A 17,064-nucleotide genomic window follows, 5' to 3' on the forward strand; every position below is an offset into this window, starting at 1 on the left:
GAGCTTAAGGCTCCGTTTTTTATTGCCTGAGCTTTTTACTACACAATCTCGCATCTCGCATCTCGCATCTCGCATCTCGCATCTCGCATCTCGCATCTCGCATCTCGCATCTCGCAAGCATAAAAAAACGCACAACCTAAGTCATGCGTTTTATATTTAAGCCTTTGATTTATCAATCACTTCGTTAGTGCATGACCTCTTCTTTAGCACCAACATAGATGAAATCCAATTCGTCTTTTTTCAGGGATACTTTAACCGTACCGCCATCAACCAAGCTACCGAACAGTAACTCGTTAGCAAGTGGTTTCTTAAGCTTCTCTTGAATCACACGTCCCATTGGACGAGCACCCATGGTCTTGTCATAGCCTTTATCAGCTAACCAGTGACGAGCATCCTCAGAAACCTCTAAAGACACGCCACGAGCGTCCAGTTGAACCTGAAGCTCGACAATGAACTTATCAACTACTTGGCTAATCACACTTGGGTCAAGGCTGTTGAACCAAATGATATTATCAAGACGGTTACGGAACTCAGGAGTAAATACCTTCTTGATTTCGCCCATCGCATCTGGCGCATGATCTTGTTGGATCAGGCCGATCGATTTCTTCTCGGTTTCAGCCACACCTGCGTTGGTCGTCATCACTAGAATCACATTGCGGAAGTCCGCTTTGCGACCATTGTTGTCAGTTAGCGTGCCGTTATCCATTACCTGCAGTAGCAAGTTAAAGATATCTGGGTGAGCTTTCTCGATTTCATCCAGTAACACAACAGAGTGCGGGTTCTTGATTACGGCATCCGTTAGCAAACCACCTTGGTCGTAACCAACATAACCAGGAGGCGCACCAATCAAGCGGCTCACTGAGTGTCGCTCACCGTACTCAGACATATCAAAGCGCAGAAGCTCAATACCCATCAACTTAGACAGCTGAACAGTCACCTCTGTTTTACCGACACCAGTAGGACCAGCAAACAAGAATGAACCAACAGGTTTATTGTCTGCACCCAATCCAGCACGGGTCAGCTTAATCGCTTCACTCAATACATCGATTGCAGGGTCTTGTCCGAATACCAACATTTTCATGCGCTCATCCAGTTTCTGGAGTGTATCTTTGTCTGAAGACGATACTGACTTTTCAGGAATACGCGCCATTTTCGCAACCATTGACTCAATATCAGCCACGCTTACCGTTTTCTTACGACGGCTTGCAGGTGCCAAACGACTACGAGCGCCCGCTTCATCGATTACGTCAATGGCCTTATCAGGAAGGTGGCGTTCATTAATGTATTTAGCTGACAGTTCCACAGCGGCACGCAACGCTTTGTTGGTGTAGCGCACTTCGTGGTGAGCTTCGTATTTTGGCTTCAAGCCAATCAGGATCTTGGTCGTATCGTCTAGCGATGGTTCAATAATATCTATTTTCTGGAAGCGACGAGCTAAAGCACGCTCCTTCTCAAAAATACTGCTGTACTCTTGGTACGTTGTTGAACCGATGCAACGTAATTTGCCACTGCTTAGTAGTGGTTTAATTAAGTTTGCCGCATCAACCTGACCACCCGATGCAGCCCCGGCACCGATAATGGTGTGGATCTCATCGATGAACAGAATCGCGTCTTCTTCTTTCTCCAGTTGCTTAAGAATCGCTTTAAAACGTTTCTCAAAGTCACCACGATATTTGGTTCCGGCTAACAGTGAACCGATATCTAGAGAATAAATTACGCTGCTCTGAATGATTTCAGGCACTTGTCCTTCAACGATGCGCCATGCAAGACCTTCCGCGATGGCAGTTTTACCTACCCCCGCTTCACCCACTAACAGAGGGTTGTTCTTACGACGACGACACAGAACTTGGATAGTACGCTCTAGCTCTTTGTCACGACCGATTAATGGGTCAATATTACCTTGCTTCGCTACTTCGTTAAGGTTGGTCGCGAAATTTTCTAAACGGTCTTCAGAATTAGCTTCTTCAGCATTTTCTGCACCACCAAATGAATCAGATGATGAAGGGCTGTCGCCTTCGTTGCTCGCTTTGGTAATACCGTGTGAGATGAAGTTAACAATATCTAAGCGACTAATGTCGTTTTTCTTAAGAAGATATGCCGCGTGAGATTCTTGCTCACTAAAAATAGCCACAAGTACATTAGCACCTGTTACTTCGCTGCGACCTGAAGATTGAACATGAAAAACAGCGCGTTGAAGTACTCGTTGAAAGCTCAACGTAGGCTGAGTTTCGCGAGTTTCGTCGCTTTCAGGGATAAGTGGGGTCGTTTGATCGATAAAAATATCGAGCTCATTGCGAAGAGCATCGAGATCAGCCTGACAAGCTTTGAGCGCTTCCTTGGCCGCATCATTTTCTAATAATGCTAGTAGGAGGTGTTCGACAGTCATGAATTCATGTCGCTTGTCTCGCGCACGAGCAAATGCGCCATTTAAACTCGTCTCTAATTCTTTATTTAGCATAAGTACCTCCTAAGGGAACAACAGTGTTGTTCGAGCAATTTATACTTGCTCCATTGTACATAGTAGCGGATGCTCATTTTCCTTTGAGTACATCGTGACCTGCGCTACCTTTGTTTCCGCTATTTCAGCACTGTATGTGCCGCATATAGCTTTACCTTCATAATGAACCTTGAGCATCACTTCCGTTGCTTTTTCGATATCTAGTGAGAAGAATCGCTCTAGGATCTCGATTACAAAGTCCATGGGCGTGTAATCATCGTTATTTAACACAACGTTATACATCGCCGGTGGCTTTACTTTTGTTGCTTCTTTCTCCAGTAAATCTGAGCCTGGAGATGCCCATTCAAAGTTTCTGCTCATATCGCTTTGCTAAGGGTTATTTTTCGGAAGTCGTGAGTGTTTACCTAACTCAAATTTACCACATTCACGCTTTACGGTGTACTAAGAAACTGCACCGAGAAACAGTACCAAAAAATATTCCTCTATACTGAGCCTAATCCACCATTTCCATCGCTGCAAATAAAAGATCTCGATTAACAGGATTAACATATGTGATTGATTAAAAAGACGCCATAACTATTGATACTAACGATAAGATCACTGCTAAGTTACTATTTAGTTAATAGTTTGCAGTTAATCTCGAATGTGATTTGTTATTAAAATTGATCACTTTTATACCAATTTACTATTGACTGTGCTCAATCATTAGCTACATTGGATCTAAAAGGTTTTTTAATACATTTTTGCAACATGATTTAAGATCAGTAACACGCTTCAAAAATTAACAATAAGGAATAATTACGCAGGGTAGCGTTAATTTCCGTAAGCAATGTACGAGATTCAAGCTATTAGCTGAAATTCTTTAGCTGGTAGGAATGATATCAATCGCACTTACAACAATTGATATAACAACGTTAGTAACAAAATGCATGAGGGATGTATAGCATGGCTACAGGTACAGTAAAATGGTTTAACAATGCCAAAGGGTTTGGCTTTATTTGTCCAGAAGGTGAAGACGGCGATATTTTCGCGCACTACTCCACAATACAAATGGAAGGTTATCGAACCTTGAAGGCGGGTCAGCAGGTCGACTATGAAGTAGAAAGTGGACCTAAAGGCTCGCATGCTAGCTCCGTTGTTCCTGTAGAAGGCAGCGCCGCAAAATAGGCGAATGCCAACTCATGTTAACCTCCGTCAATCTTCATTAAAGGCTGACTGGTAAACAGAATATTGAAACCGCTCATTTAATACCTGTAATACAGGATTACGTGAGCGGTTTTTTCGTTTTGGGATCTCTAAAGTTGCTCACTAAACAATTCGTTTGAGGATGTACTCTTATTAAGTTAGATCTTAGGAGTATTATAGATGAACAAAAAAGACGCTTTAACGTTGTCGTTAAAGCGTCTTTGGTTTTGACTTATCTGTCAGACTAAGCAACTCGCTCGCAAATCACGTTCATGACTGACTAACGATGAACCCAATCACTATGCATCAATAAACGCGTTTAGCGTTGAGCTTGGGCGCATTAGTGTTGAAACCAATGCATCGTCAAGTAGGTAGTAACCACCTAAGTCGCCAGCCACACCTTGAGCGTTGTTCAGCTCTGCAACAATAGCTTCTTCACTTTCAGCTAGTTGACTTGCCACACCTGCGAATTCAGCAGCAAGATCAGCATCAGCCGTTTGCTCAGCAAGCGCCTTAGCCCAGTAAGCTGCTAGGTAGTAATGGCTACCACGGTTATCAAGCTCACCTACTCGGCGTGAAGGAGACTTGTTGTTATCAAGGAACTCACCCGTTGCTTTATCAAGCGCATCAGCAAGAACTTGTGCTTTAGCGTTACCTGTTACTACGCTCAGGTGCTCTAGAGATGCAGCCAATGCCAAGAATTCACCTAGGGAATCCCAACGCAGGTGGTTTTCTTTCTCTACTTGTTGCACGTGCTTAGGAGCAGAGCCGCCAGCACCTGTTTCAAACAGACCACCACCGTTCATTAGTGGAACAATCGATAGCATCTTAGCTGATGTACCAAGCTCTAGAATCGGGAACAAGTCTGTTAGGTAATCACGTAATACGTTACCAGTAACCGAAATTGTATCTAGGCCTTCTTTGATACGAACCAGTGAGTATTGAGTCGCTTCAAGTGGAGCAAGGATCTTAATTTCAAGACCATCGGTATCGTATTCAGGAAGGTACGCTTCAACTTTCTTAATAAGCTGAGCATCATGTGCACGAGACGCATCTAACCAAAATACCGCTGGAACACCCGATGCACGAGCACGCGTTACCGCAAGCTTAACCCAGTCTTGGATTGGTGCATCTTTAACCTGACACATACGGAAGATATCGCCTTCCTCTACGTCTTGCTCTAGAAGCACAGCGCCTGCAGCGTCAACAACTTGAACCTGACCAGTAGCTTCAAGGATGAAAGTCTTATCGTGAGAACCGTACTCTTCGGCTTTTTGAGCCATCAAGCCAACGTTTGGTACGCTACCCATCGTTGTTGGATCGAACGCGCCGTTCTCTTTACAGAAATCAATAACCGCTTGGTAAATGCTCGCGTAGCTACGATCTGGGATCATTGCTTTGGTATCTTTTTGCTTACCTTCTGGATCCCACATTTGGCCAGAAGAACGCAACATTGCAGGCATAGATGCGTCAACAATGATGTCGCTTGGTACGTGTAGGTTAGTAATGCCACGGTCCGAATCAACCATCGCTAATGGTGGCTGCGTCTCGTATACCGCTTGTAGATCAGCTTCGATTGCTTCTTTTTGTTCTTGAGGAAGCGCTGCAATCTTCGCGTAGACATCACCGATGCCGTTGTTAACATCAACACCTAACTTTTCAAATAACTGACCGTGCTTAGCGAATACGTCTTTGTAGTAAACCTTAACCGCGTGACCAAAGATCACTGGGTCAGATACTTTCATCATGGTTGCTTTCATGTGAAGAGAAAGCAGTACGCCTTGCTCTTTAGCCGATGCGATTTCTTTTTCAAAGAATGCAACTAAAGCAGCCTTGTTCATCACTGACGCATCAATGATCTCTTTATCTTGCAGTGCAAAAGCTGGCTTCAATGTTTTCTTCGCACCATCTTTGCCAACGAATTCAATGCTAACTTCTGTAGCACCTTCAATGGTTACTGACTTTTCGCTACCGAAGAAGTCTTTGTCGTCCATACTTGAAACGTGCGACTTAGAATCTGCAGACCAAGCACCCATTGAGTGTGGGTTCTTCTTCGCGTAGTTTTTAACAGAAAGTGGAGCGCGGCGATCCGAGTTACCTTCACGCAATACTGGATTTACTGCACTGCCTTTGATTTTGTCGTAAGTCGCTTTTACTGCTTTCTCTTCGTCAGTGTTTGCTTCTTCTGGGTAATTAGGAAGTGCGTAACCTTTTGACTGTAGCTCTTTGATTGTTGCTTGAAGCTGAGGTACAGATGCAGAGATGTTTGGAAGCTTGATAATGTTTGCTTCTGGTGTCTTAGCCAATTCACCTAGTTCTGCTAATGCATCACCAATACGTTGCTCTTCGTTCAAATAGTCAGGGAAGTTGGCAATAATACGCCCTGCAAGTGAAATGTCGCGAGTATCAACGTTAATACCAGAAGAAGCTGTAAAAGATTGAATGATAGGCAGCAGAGAGTATGTTGCTAGCGCCGGAGCTTCGTCTGTAATGGTATAGATGATCGTTGGTTTTTCAGTAGGCATGAAATTTCCCTATAGTTCTTACAAGCTCATTTAAAGTAGTGAGCGTGTTATAAATTGACCAGTAAGCCACTCTAAGAGTGAAAACTGCTTACTCGATAGTCGTACTCTATCTTATTTTTCATACAATCTTGATGACAGCATGAACCAAATCCGTGAGTGCGTTGTTATAATAAAACACGAAGGTATAATTAAACAAATCAGGCTTAAGAGTCCATCAACTTGTTCTATTTTGTGTCTTTTAGGCGCGCAAATGATAGCTCAATTCCGTTTCAGTGAAAACTTTTCAGCACACTTCGTTTACATTTTTGCAAGGTAGTTAACATGTCTACTCGCTCACGCAGCGCATCTCGTTCAGACAAACCGGCTCGTTCTGGTGCAACATTAAAACAAAGCGGTAATAGACAAAGCCGAAGCAGTGATAAGAATAACACTGGCAATTCGCACAACAAATCTCACTCAAGCAAGCACCGATATAAAGGCAAGCCTACCAATGCAAAACCTAAGGTTGCGCTCGAAGATCGCAAAGTAATTCTGTTCAACAAGCCTTTCGATACTCTAAGCCAATTTACAGATGGCGAAGGGAGAAAAACGCTAGCGGACTTTATTCCAGTGAAAGACGTTTATGCTGCAGGTCGCCTTGACCGCGACAGCGAAGGGTTAATGGTCTTGACCAACGATGGTATTTTTCAAGCTAAGCTAACTCAACCAAACTCAAAATCCCCAAAGACTTACTGGGTACAGGTTGAAGGCGCACCTTCTGAGGAAGATTTAGATAAATTGAGAAAAGGTGTCGAACTAAAAGACGGCATGACACTGCCCGCTCAAGTTGAGGTGATGTCTGAACCTGTTGTGTGGGATAGAAATCCTCCAGTACGCTTCAGAGCCGCGATACCGACAACATGGTTGGCTATTACAATCATTGAAGGACGTAACCGTCAGGTAAGACGAATGACAGCCAATATCGGCTTCCCTACCCTGCGTCTTATCCGTTACTCAATGGGTAATATGAATGTGGGGCAGCTGCAGCCTGGTGAGTGGAAAGAGATTTAACTCATAGCAATATATTAAAGCGAGATTTACGTCTCGCTTTTTTGTACGTGAAGATTGATTACTTTTGGTCAATTAACCATTTTTGGAATGCTTTACGCTCTTCTTCATTTGCTCTTGAATACCATAGCTTAAGTTGAAGCGTATTTTCAGACTCTTGCACAGTACTGTCGCCAGCTACCGTTGCTCCAACTACTGCACCAGTTTGTACCGCCGCTAGCTCTTCTTTCAACGAACGAATCTTGCCTGAATCAAAAACTAAGCCTCTTTCTTGGTTGTAGTCTTTAACCAACTGAGGGATATCGCTGTAAGGCAGTGCACCTTGAGATGGAGGCAAAACTTCTTGCACGACTTCTGCATCATCACCGTTTACAGAGATACTGAATATAGGAAGTTCTCTGTCTACATTTTTTTCGATTTTAGCGTACTTTCTACTTAGAAGATCAATATCAACATCAGCATTTTCGGGAACATTAACTACCATAATGTAAGGAACTGTACTGATAAACTCGCGTTTGCCTTTATCGCTCAAATACCCTGTGTAATCTAAAACGAGTTGGTTTTCACCTGAGGTGAATACAGCGTCTTCCACACTTTCAACAACCTCACCGTTCAAAGTATTTAGCGAAATACCAGAAGCCAAATCAAGAGCAGCCGTTGCGTATGGTGCAGAGAATAGACAGACAAAACTCAAATACCACTTGTTCATGTACGATTCCTTAATCAATAAATGTAAAAAAGCCAGCTAATAGCTGGCTTTTGTATAGCATAGTTAACTACAGATTAGAATGTGTAGTAAACACCAGCGATAACGCCGTCAGCATCTAGAGTTTGTGATGCGTATTCGAAATCAGCAGTTTGGTATTCAGCTAGGAATAGGATGTTGTCACGGAATGCGTAATCAACACCAACAACTAGGTTAGTAGAGTCGATATCAGAGATCTTAGAAGTACCCGCTGCTGTAGCGATTTCGTCAGTTGTTGCTACAGAGTATGTAGCGTATAGACGAACAGCGTCGATTTGGTAAGCAGCTGCGATACCCATAGTTTCACCGTTGCCGTAAGAATCAGCAGCGATGTCAGATAGGTCCCAGTAACCGTAACCTTGGTTGCCTTCAAACTGTGCGTAAGTAAGCGCTAAGTAAAAACCACCAAATTCAGCAGAAGCAGAAACACCAGCAAGAGAGTAATCTACGTCTTTAGCAGCGTCACCAGTGATGTAAGAAGCACCGATAGAGAAGTTGCTGAATGCGTAATCTGCAGAGATACCGTAAGTGTTGTCAACGTCTTCAGTAGAATCAGTGTTAACGTCAGCTACGATTGTGAAACCTTCAACGAATTGACCTTTGAATACAGCGCCGTGGCCAGAAGACTCGCGGTGGTGACCACCAGTAGAGCCCATGTAGTTACCTTCGTTTGTGATATCATCTTTCTGGATAGCGTCAGCAGATTCTGCTAGGTCGCCAGTTTCACCGAAAGCCATACCCCAAGTGTCAGTTTTAAAACCAGCTAGAACGTCATCGAACTTAGCGTTGCTGCCGTCAGTTTCGATTTCGAAAGATGCGAATGCTGTGAACTGATCGTTAAGCTTCTGCTCAGCGTCAAGTTGGATTTTAGCCCAAGTAGAAACGTCAGCTTCGTTCTTAGTTGTTTCAGTTAGGTTTTTGTCTACTTCAGATTGAGATAGGTAGATATCTACCTCGCCTTTTAGGCCAACTTTAGTATCGTCGTTAGAGTAAATTTCTGCTGCGTTTACAGAAGTTGCTGTAGCTGCGATAGCTAGCGCTAATAGAGTCTTTTTCATAATAAATCCACTGCCTTTTCTAAGAATGGGAGATCCTTGCCCGGTTCCCTTTTATTTTTATGACTGGTCATTACCACTCTTTGTTGGTTAATCACCGTCACTAAATTTCGAGGTCTAGATTGCAAAAGATTATCCTGCGTGTCAAATAAACTAAAAACAAACCTAAAAAAAACACAAAGCAATCAAAATCAACTACTTACATTTTTTTTCATAGTTTTACGAGCAGCTTATCCTTAGTTTTATCAGGAAATATAATAATCCAAAAAAAGAACAAAACAGCATTTAACACCACAAACAACTTGTAAAAACGCCACATCTCAGGATTTAACACCTACAAGCAAGTCTTTTTTAATATTTATATTTCGCAACATAAATAAAATAGTTAAGTTCCTGATGGTTCAGTTTTTTTTTGTGAACAAGATCTACCTTTGATTCAAAAGCAAGCTATTTCACCGTAAATGTACCGACTAGTGATATGTGCTACTATCCTCGCTCCGTTACGTAGGTCACAGTATGCTAACTACTAAAATTCAAAAATCTATTCGCACCAGTTATCAAAACCTCCAAGATCAGTTGGACAACTTTGTACCTCGACGTGCTCAAAATTACCTTGTTGCAGAAATAGCGAAGACACTTTGTGGTCAATACCACAAAAGTAATCGCATGATTGTTGCAGAAGCGGGAACCGGGATCGGGAAATCACTGGCTTATTTAATGGCAACTATTCCTGTCGCTGTGCTCAATAACCGAAAAATAGTCATATCAACGGCGACGGTTGCGCTACAAGAACAGCTCGTCAATAAAGATCTCCCTCTATATAGAAGACTGACTGATCGAGAGTTTTCTTTCATATTAGCGAAGGGCAGACAGCGTTATTGTTGTTCCGAAAAGCTAGCCGCTGCCTGCGGGGTTGATGGTGGACAAATGGCCATGTTCGAATCTAAGCCAAAGAAGAAGGATATCGACCAACTTCAAACCATGTATCGTAGCCTAACCCAAGGTAAATGGGATGGTGACCGTGATTCGTGGCCAAAACCCATCGACAACATGATTTGGCAGATGATTGTCAGCGATAAGCACAGCTGTAATAACAGTATGCCTACTCATAGAGACTGCCCTTTCCAAAAAGCGCGCTCAGAGCTAGATAAAGCAGACGTGATAATTGCCAATCACAGCTTGGTGATGGCGGATGCAGACTTAGGCGGCGGCGTGATACTGCCTGAACCAGAAAATAGCATCTATATATTCGATGAAGCTCACCATTTACCGCATGTAGCCAGAGATCACTCTTCTGCGGCTGCGAGCTTAAAAGGCGCAGCATCGTGGTTGGAGCGTTTGAATCAATCAATCACTAAGCTTTCAGGCCTCGCTGACGAGAAACGTGTCCATCGATTTCGAAATGAGCTGCAAGACTCAGTGCAACAGCTGATCCCTACCCTGACTCAAATGAGTAAACAGTTTGACGCTAACCACTTTGAAGACGGCTTGTATCGCTTCGAACATGGCGACTTACCTGAGTGGCTTGAGAATGAATCAAAAGACCTCAAGCAACTCACACAAAAGGCGAGCCAAGCAGTTGCGAAGATTGCAGACCTAATTGCAGAACGAGTTAAAGACGGCGAGCTTTCAGCAAAACTTGCAGAGCCGGCACTCGCAGAAATTGGCTTCTATATACAAAGAACAGAGAACCTTGCTCAAGTTTGGCGCTTAATGGCTGAACCGAAGAGAGAAAAAGGCGCTCCTTTAGCTCGTTGGCTCGAACTGAATAAAGAAAGCGAAGGCGATTTCGTTGTGAATGTTTCACCACTCGAGGTGGGTTGGCAACTGGACCAGCAAATCTGGAGCCGTTGTGTTGGTGCGGTATTAGTATCTGCGACCATGAGAGCGCTCAACTCTTTTAGCTTTTTCTGTCATCAAGCAGGTATCAGCCAAAAAGCAGAAGATGGCGTACAGTTTTTGGCTTTGGCATCACCGTTTGATTACCAGAATCAGGCTGAGCTTATCGTTCCAGCAATGAAGTACGAACCACAAGCACCTCAGTTTACCGAATATCTTATTGAAATTTTGCCTAAGGTAATAGAAGACAAAAAAGCCAATCTCGTTCTATTCTCTTCTTACTGGCAAATGAACAAAGTTGCAGAGGCTTTAGCAACAGATTTCGTTAAAAAATCGTGGGCATTGCAGGTTCAAGGTGATACTTCACGAACTGAAATCCTAAAAAAACATAAAAAGCTAATAGACCAAGGTAAAACCAGCGTTCTTTTTGGAACTGGCAGCTTTTCTGAAGGTCTTGATCTACCGGGTGAGCTTCTTGAAAACCTCGTGATTACCAAGATTCCTTTTGGTGTTCCTACCTCTCCTGTAGAGCAAGCACATTCAGAATATATTGAATCACGCGGTGGCAACCCTTTTATGCAGATTACTGTTCCAGATGCGAGTAAAAAGCTTATTCAATCTGTGGGTAGACTACTGCGTAAGGAAAGAGATTCTGGTAAAGTCACGATCCTTGATAGACGCATAGTAACGAAGCGATACGGAAAGTCCCTACTCGATTCACTACCGCCTTTTAAAAGAACAATAAAATACTAATATCCCCTGCCCTTGAGGTAGTTATGGGCCTTCATCGCTAGGCCCTTGCATTCACAACCCAACATGACTAATCCATCGGTTTTTCATGTGGCTGCCCTATCAGCCGATAACGAGAACACTAGCTATTTATGGAAATGATTGAGCCAACCATGTTGGTCATACTTGCTCTGGTTGCATTTGCAGCAGGCTTTATTGATGCTGTCGCAGGTGGCGGAGGGATGTTAACCGTTCCAGCTTTGCTATCGCTTGGTTTACCGCCACACATCGCATTGGGTACTAACAAGCTTGCAGCGACTTTCGCTTCATCTACAGCTGCATTCACTTACTACCGTAAAAAGCTGTTCAAGCCTGAGTGTTGGGTCAATGCATTCATATCTACTTTAATAGGTGCGACAATCGGCACACTCACTGTTGATGCCATTAGCACCGAGTGGTTAGAGAAGGTATTGCCGTTAGTCATTCTTGCCGCAGCGGTCTATACCATTTTTCATAAGACTCCAGATGTGAGCCATAATGTGTCTCCTAAACCTTGCCCTGTGCTTAAGAGAAAACAAAAGTACCAAGGATTCATTCTTGGCTTTTATGATGGGGTTGCTGGTCCAGGAACTGGCGCGTTTTGGACGGTAAGCTCTATGGCGCTTTATCGCTTAAACATCTTACTTGCCTCTGGTCTATCCAAAGCCATGAACTTTACCAGTAACTTTACCTCTTTGGTGACCTTCGCGATTCTTGGTCATATTGATTGGGTTCTAGGTTTAACCATGGGCCTTTGTTTGATGGCCGGTGCATTTGTTGGCGCTCACTCTGCTATTCGGTTCGGTGCTACATTTATAAGACCTGTGTTTGTTACAGTTGTAAGCGTACTTGCAATTAAACTGGCATACGAAGCTTGGTTTGTGAACTTATAGGCAGTAGCCAACGGGAAGTGAAATGAATCAATTTTCAAAGCTAAAAAGTGTTATTGATACCTTGATTGGCCATTGCTCGCAGGTTGACAAATCTCGAGGGGCTTATCATCAAGCCTTGTTTGACCGAGCCTTATTTAAATGCGGCGCCTCTGTTTTGCTTCCCTATGCACTTGAAACTCAGGCAACGTACCGCACCATTGTACGTGAACAAACCTCAAATCAACTGACCGCGTCCAGAGCCAACTACCTGACAGAAAAGCTGACCAATCAGATTGCAGCAATCCAAAGAGAGTTAGCCAACCACGATTTACGCTTGGACCGAAAAAGCAAGTCAGGGAAAACCCTGAACGACCTATACAACGAACTCGCCCAGCACCAAGACTGGCAAAAGCGATTGGTCGATTTAGTACGAGTACGAAAGTTAACGTTTGATTCTGCGCCTCGCCACAGTAAGAAAAAAGCGGAAGAGGCTTGGCAGTTAGCAAAAGAGCGATTAGAACGCTGTGAAGACTCAATGAAAAATATTGAGAGACTGATTAACTTAGAGAACCCTAAGCGAAATGAACACTGATAACACACCATCACCACTGGATAACGCACCAGAAGAAGTTAAGTTAGCTGTCGACCTGATCTATCTGCTCGAAAGCAACGAAATCGATCCAAAAGTCGCGTTAGAAGCAATCAAAATTGTCCAGCAAGATTTACAAGCCAAACTAGCATCTAGCATCTAGCATCTAGCATCTAGCATCTAGCATAAAAATATACAGGATTCACATGTACCAACTCAGCTTTTCTATGCCCGAGTTTCTTGAAAACTACTGGCATAAAAAACCAACCATCTTAAAGGGTGGCTTCCAAAACTTCGTCGACCCAATTTCGCCGGAAGAACTTGCTGGTTTATCGATGGAAGAAGAAGTGGATTCTCGCTTTGTCTCTAACCTCGACAATCAGTGGACTGCAGAACACGGCCCATTCTCTGAAGAAAAGTTTGGCGAATTAACCGAAACTCATTGGCAACTGATCGTTCAAGCAGCGAACCACTGGCACCAAGGCGCAAATCAGCTGACTGAGGCGTTCCAAGCGTTACCAAACTGGTTATTCGACGATCTCATGATCTGCTACTCAGCACCTGAAGGCGGCGTAGGCCCACATATTGATCAATACGATGTCTTCATCATTCAAGGTCAAGGCAAACGTCAATGGAAGGTTGGCGCTAAAGATGTTGGCCAATACAAAGAGACTGTTCAAGCGTCTGCACTTCGTCAAATTGAAGGTTTTGACCCAATCATTGATGAAACTTTAGAGCCGGGCGATATCCTTTATATCCCACCAGGTTTCCCACATGAAGGGAGCACGTTAGAGCCGTCAATGAGCTACTCTATTGGCTACCGCTCGCCTAAAGAACAAGAACTGATCAGCAACTTTGCCGATTTTGTGCTTGCTCATGATATGGGTGACGTACACCTGCACGATCCAGAATTCAAAATGCAAGAAGGCTACGGAAAAATTCGTTCATCGGATTTAAGCAATCTCACAGACATGTTGAAATCTGCACTAGAGCAACCTGAAACCATCAGTGAATTCATGGGTTGTCTGCTAAGCCAATCACGCCACCAGCTTGATATCGTTGCTCCAGAGCCACTATGGACTCAAGAAGAGATCGCTCAACACTTAGAGTCTGAAGGTGAGATTCACCGAGTATCAGGCTTAAAGGCGCTCTACCACGAAAATGAAAGCAACACTGCTTACATCAATGGCGAAGTGGTTAAGGTTGATGAAGCGGATTCTTCGTTACTCAACATACTTTGCGATGAGACCATGATTACCTCGGCTACTGCCCTATCTCCTTCGGGCATAACTGTCGTGACTGAATTGGTCAACAAAGGCTACTGGTTTATCGAAGAGTAAGCAGCGTCAACCGCTGGTTATTGCATAGCCTCTAAATAAACAATTAAAAAAGGGACAAATGAAATCTTCATTTGTCCCTTTTTCTATTCAAGAACTGGTTAAGGCTTAATGCTTATACCTTGAACTGATTGACCAACTTCTGTTGTTGTTGAGACAGTTGGTCAATTTCATTGCCGACTTGCTCAGAAGCCGCGGCTTGCTCCAAGATCTTCGCACTCAAATCGCGAATATTAACCACGCTTTGATTTACTTCACCGGAAACCGATTGTTGCTCTTCGGCTGCTCGAACGATCTGACTGTTCATATCACTGATCGCCTCAATAGAAGTAAAGATCGACCCCAGATCTTCAACTGCTTTCTGAACGTGTAGTGCTGTATCGTTAGCTAGGATATTGCCTTCTTGTATTGCTTCAACGACATCTTGAGTTCCAGCATGAACCTTGTCGATCACCGCTCTGATCTCACCAACCGATGACTGGGTGCGACTTGCGAGGTTTCTTACCTCATCCGCAACAACAGCAAAACCACGACCTTGTTCGCCAGCACGAGCCGCTTCAATCGCCGCGTTCAATGCCAGTAAGTTAGTTTGCTCAGAGATCCCTTCAATCACACTTAAGATCTCGGTGATGTTTCCGTTATTTTTTGCCAATTCTTCAACAATAGGAACAGCACTCGACATACGCTCCACCAGCTTTCTCATTTCACCTGCTGAAAGTTCGATGACTTGTTGCCCTTGTTGAGCAGAACGATTCGCTTCGCACGCTGCATCAACGGCCACTTCTGCATTTTGTACCACTAAGCCCGCAGTTTGAGTCATCTCTTCGGCCGCTGTCGCGACTAGATCCACTTCTTTAAATTGAGACTCGCTGCTTTCACGAGTACTTGATGCTGATGCTTTCGCTTGGCTGGTAGTATTTGCCACTTGTTCTGTGGTGTGAATGACTTCTTTGATTGTGTGTTGCAGCTTATCTAGGAACAGGTTAAATCCTTTTGACAACTGACCGATTTCATCTTGAGACTTCACTTCCAAGCGCTGCGTCAAATCACCTTCACCTGAAGCGATGTCATTCAACCTTTCCACAACCTGACGAATCGGCTTCACAATAGACAACGAGGCAAACGCGATAATGGCTAAGCCAAAGATAATAAACACTGTACCGGCGATCACTTCTGTTTTGATGCCTTCACTTAGCTTAGTGCTAATGATGGAATCCAATTTATTTGCGTCAGCGACGACACTGTCTCTTGGGATCTCAAACAACACCCCCCAAGTTTGGTTAGCTGCAACAACAGGTGCAAAGGCAAGTAACCACTCACCGTTCTCGCTCCATTGCGTTGTCACTTCACCACCAAAGATAAAGTCGGTCATTAAATCACTGTTTGTATTGCCACTTTGGAAAGTTGAACCGACTGCAATGCTTGAATCATCAGAAGCGATGACCGAACCATCTAGACTAACCACGTAAGCTTTACCCGCACCGTTAAACAAGCTCTGGTCAGATTGAGTAATCACACTGGTTAAACCATCAAGTCTTAGATCAATACCAAGAAAACCAATAGCAACGTCGTCAACCAAAATAGGGACTGAAATAGAGGACGTAAGTAGTGCTACACCACCGCTGTTCACGACTCTCGGCGTACTAATACACGTTTGCCCTGAAGACAAAGGACAGTAAAAACGTTCGCTATTGCTGTCATCATTCAAGATAGATTCTGAAAGAACGTTCGCTAGAACATTTTCACCGTTATCTGCCACCTTCCAGTAAGGAGCAAAACGACCTTTTTCGTTAGAACCAACATAATCAGCATCGACATAATTCGCATCTTCACTATCGAGCAAGTCAGGCTTGAAAACTAGATACGCTCCTTGAATAGAGTCGAAGTTTAAAACCGAGCGACGAACCATTTCATCCAAGGCGGTACGAAGCTCTTCACTTGGTGTAAAGTTTTCGTCTGCATTGTTTTTTAGAAACTGAGCACTGGCCGCAAGCATCTCTGCGCGGTAAATAGCTTCGTCTACATAACGTTGAGTTTCTTGAGCGTTTAGCTGAGAAACAGACGCCAGCAACTGCTGAGTTTTATTGATAACTGATTCTGAACTTTGAGATTTGATGACTTGTTGATTGCTCGTCGCGTTGTAGATCGAGAAACCAATAAGAGACAGTGACGTAATGATTAAACAACAACCTGCTAAGAGGGTTATTTTCCACTGTACCGATAGAGAGCGCATTTAATATCCTTATTTAAGCCAAAAGACTTCCATAACCATAACTATCACATCGACAACGAATTGCTGTACACAATGTAAATGAGTTAGACGAATAGCTTAGCGGATAATTACAGCACAAATTGCTTACATATAAAACGAAAGTTTATACAAATGTTAATAGAGCGTGTTTTCTTCCTTTTTTCTGTGATTTCAAATGATGTACTCATATAATCATTAGCTGTGTTGCTTAGGTTTTAGCGCTTTGGACATAGCCAGAACATCGATATTTAAAGGAAGCCCACTCCACCCTCTCCCTCTTTAAAATGCAGTAACTTCGGATTAGTTTTTATAATCCAAGTTATAGATTTTTATCTTGATCAACTTCACACTTTTTGATTGCTAAGCCCGCAATCAAGCTCTAATATCTCACGC

General features: G+C 43.5%; 13 protein-coding genes. 7 read left to right on the forward strand and 6 right to left on the reverse strand.

Annotation, left to right across the window (positions count from 1 at the left end; genetic code table 11):
• Nucleotides 1–184 precede the first annotated feature (184 nt).
• Nucleotides 185–2,458 (reverse strand): ATP-dependent Clp protease ATP-binding subunit ClpA, encoded by a 2,274-nt coding sequence (gene clpA, locus AB4209_RS01745; RefSeq protein WP_372054630.1) that lies wholly within the window; start codon nt 2,456–2,458, stop codon nt 185–187.
• 39 nt (nt 2,459–2,497) lie between these two features.
• Nucleotides 2,498–2,818: an ATP-dependent Clp protease adapter ClpS gene (gene clpS / locus AB4209_RS01750; RefSeq protein WP_004737430.1), complete on the reverse strand. Its 321-nt coding sequence runs from the start codon at nt 2,816–2,818 to the stop codon at nt 2,498–2,500.
• Between the two features lie 585 nt (nt 2,819–3,403).
• Here clpS and cspD point away from each other — a divergent pair.
• On the forward strand, nt 3,404–3,625 hold the full coding sequence (cspD, locus tag AB4209_RS01755) for a cold shock domain-containing protein CspD (RefSeq protein ID WP_004736548.1): 222 nt from the start codon (nt 3,404–3,406) through the stop codon (nt 3,623–3,625).
• Between the two features lie 317 nt (nt 3,626–3,942).
• Here cspD and AB4209_RS01760 read toward each other — a convergent pair whose 3' ends face one another.
• On the reverse strand, nt 3,943–6,168 hold the full coding sequence (locus AB4209_RS01760) for an NADP-dependent isocitrate dehydrogenase (RefSeq protein ID WP_372054632.1): 2,226 nt from the start codon (nt 6,166–6,168) through the stop codon (nt 3,943–3,945).
• Nucleotides 6,169–6,489: 321 nt separating this feature from the next.
• Here AB4209_RS01760 and AB4209_RS01765 point away from each other — a divergent pair, with 321 nt between their 5' ends.
• Complete coding sequence (locus AB4209_RS01765; protein ID WP_136973574.1) at nt 6,490–7,218, forward strand: pseudouridine synthase; 729 nt, start codon at nt 6,490–6,492, stop codon at nt 7,216–7,218.
• Between the two features lie 58 nt (nt 7,219–7,276).
• On the opposite strand, the gene AB4209_RS01770 is transcribed toward AB4209_RS01765, so the two are convergent.
• Nucleotides 7,277–7,924 carry a DUF2057 family protein gene (locus AB4209_RS01770; RefSeq protein WP_102398103.1) on the reverse strand — a complete coding sequence of 216 codons (648 nt, stop codon included), beginning with the start codon at nt 7,922–7,924 and terminating at the stop codon, nt 7,277–7,279.
• A gap of 74 nt (nt 7,925–7,998) precedes the next feature.
• Nucleotides 7,999–9,018 (reverse strand): porin, encoded by a 1,020-nt coding sequence (locus AB4209_RS01775; RefSeq protein ID WP_104216125.1) that lies wholly within the window; start codon nt 9,016–9,018, stop codon nt 7,999–8,001.
• A 513-nt stretch (nt 9,019–9,531) separates the two neighbouring features.
• Between AB4209_RS01775 and dinG the strand changes: the two genes are divergently transcribed.
• From dinG to AB4209_RS01800, 5 genes are all read left to right on the forward strand, one after another.
• Complete coding sequence (gene dinG / locus AB4209_RS01780; protein ID WP_017066711.1) at nt 9,532–11,607, forward strand: ATP-dependent DNA helicase DinG; 2,076 nt, start codon at nt 9,532–9,534, stop codon at nt 11,605–11,607.
• Between the two features lie 128 nt (nt 11,608–11,735).
• A complete protein-coding gene (locus AB4209_RS01785; RefSeq protein WP_017062114.1) occupies nt 11,736–12,515 on the forward strand; it encodes a TSUP family transporter in 780 nt (259 codons plus the stop codon).
• A 22-nt stretch (nt 12,516–12,537) separates the two neighbouring features.
• Nucleotides 12,538–13,086, forward strand: coding sequence for a primosomal replication protein (locus tag AB4209_RS01790; RefSeq protein WP_017062115.1), 549 nt, complete (start codon nt 12,538–12,540; stop codon nt 13,084–13,086).
• Nucleotides 13,076–13,246, forward strand: a complete 171-nt coding sequence (rsmS, locus tag AB4209_RS01795) for a pleiotropic regulatory protein RsmS (RefSeq protein WP_017055021.1) — start codon at nt 13,076–13,078, stop codon at nt 13,244–13,246. The genes AB4209_RS01790 and rsmS overlap by 11 nt, the downstream gene beginning before the upstream one ends.
• Nucleotides 13,247–13,289: 43 nt before the next feature.
• On the forward strand, nt 13,290–14,423 hold the full coding sequence (locus AB4209_RS01800; RefSeq protein ID WP_017070025.1) for a cupin domain-containing protein: 1,134 nt from the start codon (nt 13,290–13,292) through the stop codon (nt 14,421–14,423).
• 112 nt (nt 14,424–14,535) lie between these two features.
• Here the strand turns inward: AB4209_RS01800 and AB4209_RS01805 are convergent, their stop codons facing one another.
• On the reverse strand, nt 14,536–16,653 hold the full coding sequence (locus AB4209_RS01805; protein ID WP_017070026.1) for a methyl-accepting chemotaxis protein: 2,118 nt from the start codon (nt 16,651–16,653) through the stop codon (nt 14,536–14,538).
• Nucleotides 16,654–17,064 lie beyond the last annotated feature (411 nt).

The sequence above is a fragment of the Vibrio sp. 10N.286.48.C11 genome, assembly GCF_041469805.1.
Lineage (GTDB): Bacteria > Pseudomonadota > Gammaproteobacteria > Enterobacterales > Vibrionaceae > Vibrio > Vibrio crassostreae_C.